Origin of the sequence: Algoriphagus antarcticus (assembly GCF_002150685.1) — a bacterium.
Taxonomy (GTDB): domain Bacteria; phylum Bacteroidota; class Bacteroidia; order Cytophagales; family Cyclobacteriaceae; genus Algoriphagus; species Algoriphagus antarcticus.
This window is the reverse complement of the sequence record NZ_MSSW01000035.1, coordinates 1-9,672: the sequence shown is the minus strand read 5'-3', so window position 1 is coordinate 9,672 and position 9,672 is coordinate 1. Positions and strand designations below refer to the sequence as shown.

Below are 9,672 nucleotides of genomic sequence, written 5' to 3'. Positions count from 1 at the left end.
AGGTGGCTTTAGCTGGTATATTCGCTGCGTGGTGCATGCCTTTTGAAAGTCTTTTGCATAGTTCCTTGCACTTGTGTTCCTTTAAATTCTAAAAATAACCCCTCAATTGTATCAATAGCAATACTTTTTATTTTCTAAGCAGATCCTAAAAGGTGGACGTCTACTTTTGACTCGTCCTATTGAATTTTAGCTTCGGAATAAAAATATTCGGAATTATCGTCAGATAAGGATTGCAGGTATTATTTTAATACCGCCTTTATTCATAAATTTGAATTTTATTTTTTACGCTGAATCGATGTGAAGTTTTCTAAAATCAAGAAAGGGTAAATCAAAAAATACAACTTATATTGATTTTGAACCCAAAAAAAAGCTTTTTATTTATATTAAAATGCATTTTATATTTTTTGTTTTTAGATTTGTTACTATATTTGGACTAATTATTCTCTCTCAGAAAGCAGGTAATGACTGTGCAGGATTTTGGTAAAAAAAATAAAGAAATAGTTATTAAGTTCTTAACTTAGAAAAAGTGGAATAGATTTGACCTAATGGTAAAAAATGGCCCGAAACCATGATGTATACAGAAAGAATCTACCCAACTAACTTGTAAGGGTAATACAATTGATTATGCAATTGATCATGATACCGTCTTTTTAGTTATAGATTCTTGCTTCGAAAAATTCTCTGTCAGTGCAAAAAAAAAATTAGTGCACTTTTTACAGTTTTGATTTATTATTAATATTTAACCATATTAAATTTATGGATTTGTTAGAAAAAAAAATTTACATAGCGGGACACAAAGGAATGGTTGGGTCCGCTATTTGGAGACATTTACAAGCTAGAGGTGCTGATAATTTGATTGGCAGTTATAGCAATGATTTAGATCTAAGGGACCAACAGTCAGTCTCAGATTTTTTCGAAAGAGAAAGGCCTGATATAGTTATAAATGCTGCAGCTAAGGTTGGAGGCATTTTAGCAAATGACTCATTTCCTTTTGAATTTTTGATGGATAATCTTCGAATTCAAAATAACTTGATCAATAGTTCACTTGATCAGAATGTTGAGCGCTTTCTTTTTCTAGGTAGCTCTTGTGTGTATCCAAAGAAAGCTGATCAGCCGATTAAGGAAGAGTATCTTCTCACCGGACCTTTGGAGGAAACCAATGAAAGTTATGCAATAGCAAAAATCGCTGGAATTCGAGCTTGTGAAGCTATTTTTAAAAATAAGAAAAAAATGTACACTTCTATAATGCCATCTAACCTATACGGGGCTTTTGACAATTTTGATTTGAACAGTTCTCATGTACTTCCTGCTATGATCAGAAAATTTCACGATTCAAAGATTAATGGTAACCAGCCTGTAAAACTATGGGGCACAGGTAGTCCTCTACGAGAATTCCTTTATGTAGATGATTTGGCGGATGCGGCTATCTTTATTCTGGATAAAAACTCTCATCATCCTCTCATTAATGTGGGCACTGGACATGATATTGAGATTAATAAACTTGCCAAAATGGTTCAAAGTGTAGTTGGACACGAGGGTGAAATATTCTGGGATACCAATAAGCCAGACGGTACACATAGAAAAGTGATGGATATAAGTAAGATTACAGGCATGGGCTGGGAGCCAAAAGTTTCACTGATTCAAGGAATAACTCAGACTTATAAGTGGTATTTACAAAATATCAATAGTTTGAAAATGGTCAACATGTACATCTAATTTTTAAATTGAAAAGAAAAAAATAATATATGAAAGTTGCATTAATAACTGGGATTACGGGACAAGATGGCGCTTATCTAGCTGAGCTTCTGTTAAGTAAAGGGTATAAGGTTCATGGTATTAAAAGAAGAGCTTCTTCTTTTAATACACAAAGAATAGATCATTTGTACCAAGATCCTCATCAGGTGGATCCTAAGCTCATTCTTCACTATGGTGATTTGACAGATTCTATGGGGATCACCAGGATTATTAAAGAATGTGAGCCTGATGAAATCTATAATCTTGGAGCGATGAGTCACGTAAAGGTAAGCTTTGACACTCCGGAATATACTGCAAATGCAGATGGATTGGGTATTCTCAGAATTCTCGAAGCTGTAAGATTGCTGGGTATGGAGAAGAAAACCAGGATTTATCAGGCTAGTACCTCAGAACTATACGGTCTTGTACAGGAAATTCCACAAAGAGAAGAGACCCCTTTTTATCCTAGGTCTCCTTATGCTGTAGCCAAAATGTATGGTTTCTGGATTGTTAAAAATTATAGAGAAGCATACAATATGTTTGCTTGTAATGGTATTCTTTTCAATCATGAATCACCACTTCGTGGAGAAACGTTTGTCACCAGAAAAATTACTCGCGCTGTTGCAAGAATAGGTGTAGGAATGGAAAGCGTTCTATACCTAGGAAATTTGGATGCTCAACGAGATTGGGGACATGCCAAAGACTACGTAGAAGCAATGTGGCTAATGCTCCAGGTGGATGAGCCAGAAGATTTTGTAGTGGCAACGGGTGTGACTACCAGTGTCAGAGACTTCTTGCATCTTGCTTTTGGTCAGATAGGCTTCAAACTCGATTTTATTGGAAAAGATGCGAGTGAAATGGGAGTCTTATGTGATATTGACTATGATATAGCCTTAGAAAAATTGGGTAAAACCAAAGAGGAATTACCTAAGCTAGGAGAGGTGCTTATTAAAGTGGATCCTGAATATTACAGACCCACTGAAGTAGAGCTTTTAATAGGAAGTCCTGATAAAGCAGCTGAAAAACTTGGATGGAAACCTAAATACACTCTTAAAGAGTTAGTAGAAGATATGGTAACTTCTGATTTACAGCTTCTTAAAAGGGATATTTGTCTCGTAAATGGTGGATTTGATATTACTTCTAGCTCTGAATATTAATTATTGTAAACTGTAAATAGTCGGACCATTAAGTGGTCTGGCTATTTACTGCTTTCGGATATGGTAGATAAAATTATAGATGTATTAAGTTCTTCTTTTGAAAAGCATAGCGATCATACTGCTATAGCTTTTGAAAGTGAGGTTATTAGCTTCTCCCTACTAGATAGGCGAGTAAATGATCTTGCAAATTTATTAAGGGATAATATTCCATTGGAGACAATTGTAGCAATTTCAGGTGCGCGTTCTATCAATAATACTTTTGTCTATCTGCTTACAACATTTGTAGCTGGCAAAACGTATTTGCCGATTGCCTTCGGTTTGCCAGCTCATCGTTTACAAAACATTGTAGCTCAAGCAAAAGTAAAATACTTTTTACCTAGCCAATCATCAGATTTATTTGAGAATATAGGTGTATTGGGATGCATTTCACCTTGTAACGCAATGAAGGGATTCCTATTTAGTGGAGTTTGCATATTCCTTTACAGCGTCACATGTCAATAATTATATAGATTTTGCTATGGAAAGTTAGAGAAAATGTTAATGAAGTTAATTGAGAGAGCATCTGCCTTTTCTAGGCCTAATTTGGATTAGATGAAGAAGGTAATCCATGTTGGATTGAAGGATGTTTCTTAATAGACATATGAATTTTTTATGAATAATACCTCGAAGATGACTCTTAATAATAATATAGACGTTCAAGAAATACCTGAAATAGAAAAAGTAATCCCTATTACACCCGCTCAAATGGAAATTTGGCTGGCATGTAAAATAGGAGGGAGAGAAGCTAATAAGGCATACAATGAGTCTGTCGCATTAAGGCTTAGTGGAGATCTTTCAGTGAAATACCTGCAAAATGCTTTTTTGCAGGTTATTGAAAGGCATGAAGGAATGCGTTCTGTAGTAAGTCCAAATGGAAGAAGTCTAATAGTTTTTAGCAGTTTTAGTTTGCCTATTAGGATGCGAGATATTAGTGAGGTAGGCGAAAAAGAAAAGGATGTAGTTCTTAAAAAGCATTTAGAGCAAAGAGGATCTTATCACTTTAATCTGGTGCAAGGCCCCTTATATGTAATGGACTTAATTAAGTTAGAGGAGAAAAGTTACCTTTTAACTTTTACAGGACATCATCTCATTTTTGACGGATGGTCATTAGGTGTCATGCTTGAAGAGTTGGCCGTTATCTACTCAAGCCTAATTGAAGGAAGAGATCCAAAATTGCCTAAAGCAGACGGTCTTGGAGACTATGCTAAAGAATTCTTCAATCTAACTCGAAAGTCGAGCTACAAAGAAACTAAGGATTTCTGGAAAAATTATTTAAGTAATCCTGTTCCCAGACTTGATTTACCTATAGATAAAGAACGTACAAAAATCAGAACTTATAATTCTGATGTACATAGAAAATTTATAGAGGTTGAGACTTTGAAAAAGGTAAAAGTTGAAAGTGCAAAACTCAACTCAAGTTTAAATCTTACTTTATTAGCCATTTTTGAATTATTTATCAGCGATTGGACAAAACAAAATGATATAATTGTTGGGTTGCCCGTTGCTGGACAAATTGGATTTAATAAGCATCGGTTAATTGGACACTGTGTAAGTTTACTTCCTCTTCGAAGTCGAATTGATAAGAACCAAACATTCTCCGAATATTTGAAAATCAGAAAATCAGATTATAACAATACTTTGGAGCATAGTCTTATATCGTTTGGGGATATGATTCAAAACATCCCTTTAACAAGAGATCCTTCTAGAATTTCTTTAGTACCGGTGACATTTAATATTGATACGGGGATGGAAGAGGGGCTTGAATTCACTGGATTAGAACATAACTTGATGGCTAACCCCAAGTCGTTCTCAAATTTTGAATTGATTCTTAATCTTTTCAAATCAGCAAATGGGTACGTATTAGATTTCACTTATAATAGTAATCTATTCAATAAGTCAACAATTATAACTGCCGCAGATAAGTATTTTAAGATGATCGATTTATTTTTAGATCATCGAGAGAAGAAGATATCTGAAATATTTAATTTATTTAGTTCAAAGTCAGAAGTTACTCAAGTTCCTATAATAGAGTTTCAATCCTTGGGAGAACTAATTAAAGTCCAACTTTCTTCCAGAGAGGATAAAGTGGCTGTTCAGATAGGTAGTGAGGAGTTTACTTACAAGCAGCTGAATACTCTTGTTAATGCCATTGCTGTGCATTTGATCTTCAGGGGAGCCGGTCCAGGGAAAGTTGTGGGAGTTCATATGGAACGAGGTATAAACCTCATTGCAGGAGCGCTGGCCGTGATTCGAATAGGAGCTTGTTATATGCCTATTGATACAGAGTTCCCAGAAGAACGAGTGAAATACATGTTGGATGATGCTGATGTTAAGGTATTTATTACTGAAAATGACACCTATTCTTGGGGTGATTTGAATGCTAAAAAGCTAAAAGTTGACCATGAAGTTCTTCAAAAGCCTACTCCTGATTTTGTTTCGAAATTTCCAAAACCTGATGATCCTATATTCATTGTATATACTTCTGGATCAACTGGTAATCCTAAAGGAGTTGTATTGACTCAGCTTAATCTGGTTGACTTTCTGAAGCACTTCAAGATAGCACCAGGTATAAATGAGCAGGATAGGGTGATGGGATTAACTTCCATTTCATTTGACATGTCGTTTTTGGAACTAATACTTCCCTTCGTATTTGGAGCATCCTTATATCTGTTAGATAAATATGAAAGAAGAGATCCAAGAGAAATAGTAAAGGTGGTTAAGTCAGCTCAAATAACAAAGTTATTTGCAACACCTTCACACCTGAAATCTATTGTTAATTATGGTTTAACTGATAGACATGACAAATTGACCATAATCTCAGCAGGCGAACCGTTGCAACTTTCACTGGCAAGGAAATTAGTTCAAGCCTCTTCTAAAGTATTCAATATTTATGGACCTACGGAAACGACTATTTTTAGTACTATCAAAGAAATCACAGCTGATACACAGGTCATAACAATAGGTAAGCCTGTCGAAGGTACTAGTATTGTCTTAGTCGATGATTCAGGACGCCTAGTCAATTGCCTAGGTAAAGCAGGGGAAGTTTATATAGGAGGTAAAGGCATAGGTCAAGGTTATCTGAACAATAAGAAGTTAACTGAAGAAAAATTTATTACAGGCTTCCAAGAAGGTTTTCCTGGTGTATATTATAAGACCGGTGATCTAGCTATTTGGACTTCTGAGGGGGAATTAGATTGTAAAGGAAGAGTGGATCATCAAGTTAAAATTAGGGGGCAAAGAATAGAGTTGGGAGAAGTAGAGAGTGCAATTTCTCAAGATAAGAATGTTCTACATGTACTATTGGAAAAACAAATATCTGAAGATGGAAGCGATATTCTTGTAGCATTTGTTGCTTTTAAAAAGACTGAGGGAAGGGCCATTGATTTTTCCATGTGGATTAATTCGTGTAAAACAAAGCTTTCGAGTACACTGCCAAGTTTTATGGTGCCTGCTCAATTTTATATTGTCGAAAATTTTCAGATAAACCAAAATGGAAAAATCGAGAGAACTGCTGAAAAAATTATAATCCATAATAATTCTGATGAAATTAAAGATAAAAAAATACCTACAAGTACGGTATCTGACTCAGATGTTAAAAAGGGTATCAAAGAATTGTGGGGGAAAGTTTTGAATACTACTAATCCCAATTTAGATTCGGATTTCTTTCAAGAGGGAGGTCATTCCCTTCTAGCAGTTGATTTGATTTCCCAAATTGAAAAGAAATTTAGCTTAACTCTTCCACTCTCATTGCTATTTGAATATACCACAATTAATACTATCGCTAATTATATAACTCAATTACTTTCAAGTAAAGCAGTTGATAATATGATGGTTAAAATTAAAGAAGGTAATTCAAAAAAAGTGCTGTTTTTTATTCATGGTGTTGGTTTGAATCCTTTGGAAATTAAGACTTTGAATAATCATATGGATGAGGATCAGACAATCTGGGGTTTGCAATCACCTGCGATTATGAATAATGGAATTGCTCCTATTGATAATATTGAAGATATTGCAAAGTTGTATATAAATAAAATAAAGGATGTTGGTTTTAATGGCCCATATAGTCTTTTAGGAAATTCATTTGGTGGGCAGATTGCATTTGAAATGGCAAAGCAACTCATTGAAAGTGGAGCTCAGGTTAGTTTTTTAGGGATGATAGATACTATAGCATCTCTAAAAGAAGACCATCCAAAGGGTTTGATTGATAAATTACATTACTTCGCTAAAAAATTGGTTTTTGACATAAAATTTATGTTTGATGATCCGATATATTATCTATTATACAGACGGGAATATATGAGAGAGAAGTTTGATAATTATAATAATCATTCTCTTGATAATGCGTCAAGTAGCCTTAAGGAACGTATTAAAATAATTGAAGATATAAATATGTTGGCATGGAGGAATTATTCACATAAACATATTGATGCTAGTATTACTTTGTTTCTGGCTAAAAAGAAGACGTTTTTTGTTCATGATTTTGTAACTTTTGGTTGGTCACCTTATGTAAACAATGTTGAGGTCGTATATATGCCTGGTGAGCATGCGAATATGCTTAAGCCACCCAATGGAGTAGAATTTTCTAAAGTGCTTCAAAACATTCTTAATAAATCTAACTATTAGAAATATGGTCTTTGGTAGAATTTTTTGTTCTCAGCTTAATGTGTTGGAATGGAGAAAGGAGTGTGATTTTGAATTAAGGAATAATCTTGATGTTTGGAGAATTTTTATTCCGGATTTCATTGGTAGAATCACTGATGAAATTCACTTAGTTAATGATAAGGAACTATCCAAAAGTGATTCATTTATTCAGGAAGAAGATAAAATTCGGTTTTTGTTAGGGAAGATATATCTTAGGAAGATTTTGTCAAGTTATTTAAAAATAGCTCCAGAAGAAGTTGTATTTAGTTTTACGGAATTTAATAAGCCGTACTTAGATGCTTATCCAAATTTAAATTTCAATCTCTCTCATTCTGGTGATTATGTTATAATAGGGTTGTCTAATCGCTGGTCAGTTGGGGTTGATATCGAAGTGATGAATACAAAAAATGATTTATTTAGCATGATATATAATACTATGTCTGTTGTTGAGGTTCCTTCTATTTTGAACAGTGACACCCCAAGACTTATGTTTTACAAACATTGGACTAGGAAAGAAGCGCTACTTAAAGGTGTAGGTATTGGATTGATTGATGATTTAAAAGGTTTCAGTGTTTGTGACGGGTTTAATTTTGTACCTTCTGAGTTATCTAATTTTACCTCTACTTTGAATGTTCGTAATTTTATTATGGACGATGAGTATTCTGTTAGTATAGCATATGATACTACAATTAGGGTGATTAGGTTTTATGAATTTAATACTGTTTGAAATGGTGTCATTATATATATTTATTTTATTTACATAATTTTACTTGTTTTATTACTTGCTTATTAATATGTTTATTTTAATATTTAATTGTTTTTGTGATGAATAGAGTAGCTATATATGGTGGGTTAGGGAATCAGATGTTTCAATATGCATTAGCTATTGCTATGGATGCAAGTGGAATTCCTACTAGAATTTCTGTTAACGATTATCTAGTTAATAGGCACTATCAAGGATTTGAATTGTTAAAAGCTTTCAATGTAGCAATTCCTATTCGGGATAGATTCAGGATTTATGCTATGAACCGATTACGTCCTATTTTGGTCGATGTTAACATTTCACTTGTTAAGAGTATAACGACCAAATTGTTAATATCTAGTTCTAACGTTTATAAAGAGCCAATGGAGTTTTCTTATGATGAAAATGTGTTCGAACAAGAATCGTCTTATTTGGTTGGTACGTGGCAATCTCTTAAATACTTTGAATCTCAAAAAAAGTTAATTAAAGAGGTATTTAATTTTAATAAGCCTCGTGACCCATTTAATTTGAAATTTGTGAACGATATTGAAAGTAGAAACTCTGTTGCGGTTCATGTGAGACGCGGTGATTTCACCAAACCTGAGTTGTCAGATAGCAGAATGCTTTATGATTCACTTAATTATTATCATGAGGCATTTACAATTATCAATGATAGTGTTGATAATCCAGTATTTTATATTTTTTCAGATGACATACAGTGGGCTAAAGAAAATTTTAAAGGTTTTAACTTTGTATTTGTCTCACACAATAAGGGTTCTAAAAGTTACCTGGATATGTATTTGATGAGTTTATGTCAACACTTCATTATAGCCAATAGTTCATTTAGTTGGTGGGCAGCTTGGCTTGCTGATAATCCGGGTAAGAAAGTGATAATGCCTAGGCTTTGGGTAAACAAGATGGATTGTTCCAGCATATACCCTGAAGACTGGATTTCACTCGATGTAAATTCTGTTAAATCTAGTATTCTGAGTTAAATTAACTTTCTAATTGTTTACCTAATTTTGTTAGATTTATTTAAACTTTTGTGTTAAATTATTTTCGTATATATTTTTTAATTATTTTTTGAATTTTAAAGTACAATTATTTCACTAGACGTGAACACTTTTTGGTATTTTAATCTTTTTTTTAAGCCGAAAGAAAGATTACAAGGTTAACCTTTTTCAAACTCTTGCTTCTGGGATGGTTCAAATTGATTATGAATTTATGACCTTTCTTGAATGCCTTTCCATCAATACTTGGAGAATTGAAATTCTATTCTCATTGATTGCTTCTCATCATTCATCTTGCTGTACTCACGTGCATAATTTTTTCACCACTTTACCCCACCTTGCAGCTTTT

Annotated in this window: 6 protein-coding genes; all 6 read left to right on the top strand. The window is 33.7% G+C overall.

Annotated elements, in window-relative coordinates:
- Positions 1 to 756 precede the first annotated feature (756 nt).
- The 6 genes from BVH04_RS13045 (at position 757) to BVH04_RS13020 (ending at position 9,308) form a co-directional block, all read left to right on the top strand.
- Positions 757 to 1,716, top strand: coding sequence for a GDP-L-fucose synthase family protein (locus BVH04_RS13045; RefSeq protein WP_086541917.1), 960 nt, complete (start codon positions 757 to 759; stop codon positions 1,714 to 1,716).
- 29 nt (positions 1,717 to 1,745) lie between these two features.
- Positions 1,746 to 2,891, top strand: a complete 1,146-nt coding sequence (gmd, locus tag BVH04_RS13040; RefSeq protein ID WP_086541916.1) for a GDP-mannose 4,6-dehydratase — start codon at positions 1,746 to 1,748, stop codon at positions 2,889 to 2,891.
- A gap of 60 nt (positions 2,892 to 2,951) precedes the next feature.
- A complete protein-coding gene (locus BVH04_RS13035) occupies positions 2,952 to 3,392 on the top strand; it encodes an AMP-binding protein (RefSeq protein ID WP_086541915.1) in 441 nt (146 codons plus the stop codon).
- A gap of 168 nt (positions 3,393 to 3,560) precedes the next feature.
- A complete protein-coding gene (locus BVH04_RS13030; protein WP_169714434.1) occupies positions 3,561 to 7,553 on the top strand; it encodes a non-ribosomal peptide synthetase in 3,993 nt (1,330 codons plus the stop codon).
- A 4-nt stretch (positions 7,554 to 7,557) separates the two neighbouring features.
- Positions 7,558 to 8,298 (top strand): 4'-phosphopantetheinyl transferase family protein, encoded by a 741-nt coding sequence (locus BVH04_RS13025; RefSeq protein ID WP_086541913.1) that lies wholly within the window; start codon positions 7,558 to 7,560, stop codon positions 8,296 to 8,298.
- Between the two features lie 98 nt (positions 8,299 to 8,396).
- Entirely contained in the window at positions 8,397 to 9,308 is a 912-nt protein-coding gene (locus BVH04_RS13020; protein ID WP_086541912.1) for an alpha-1,2-fucosyltransferase, read from the top strand.
- Positions 9,309 to 9,672: the final 364 nt, after the last annotated feature.

Coding starts and splice junctions, on each gene's coding strand:
- BVH04_RS13020 (WP_086541912.1), top strand. CDS start 8,397: ATGAATAGAGTAGCTATATATGGTGGGTTAGGGAATCAGATGTTTCAA.
- BVH04_RS13045 (WP_086541917.1), top strand. CDS start 757: ATGGATTTGTTAGAAAAAAAAATTTACATAGCGGGACACAAAGGAATG.
- BVH04_RS13025 (WP_086541913.1), top strand. CDS start 7,558: ATGGTCTTTGGTAGAATTTTTTGTTCTCAGCTTAATGTGTTGGAATGG.
- BVH04_RS13035 (WP_086541915.1), top strand. CDS start 2,952: ATGGTAGATAAAATTATAGATGTATTAAGTTCTTCTTTTGAAAAGCAT.
- gmd (WP_086541916.1), top strand. CDS start 1,746: ATGAAAGTTGCATTAATAACTGGGATTACGGGACAAGATGGCGCTTAT.
- BVH04_RS13030 (WP_169714434.1), top strand. CDS start 3,561: ATGACTCTTAATAATAATATAGACGTTCAAGAAATACCTGAAATAGAA.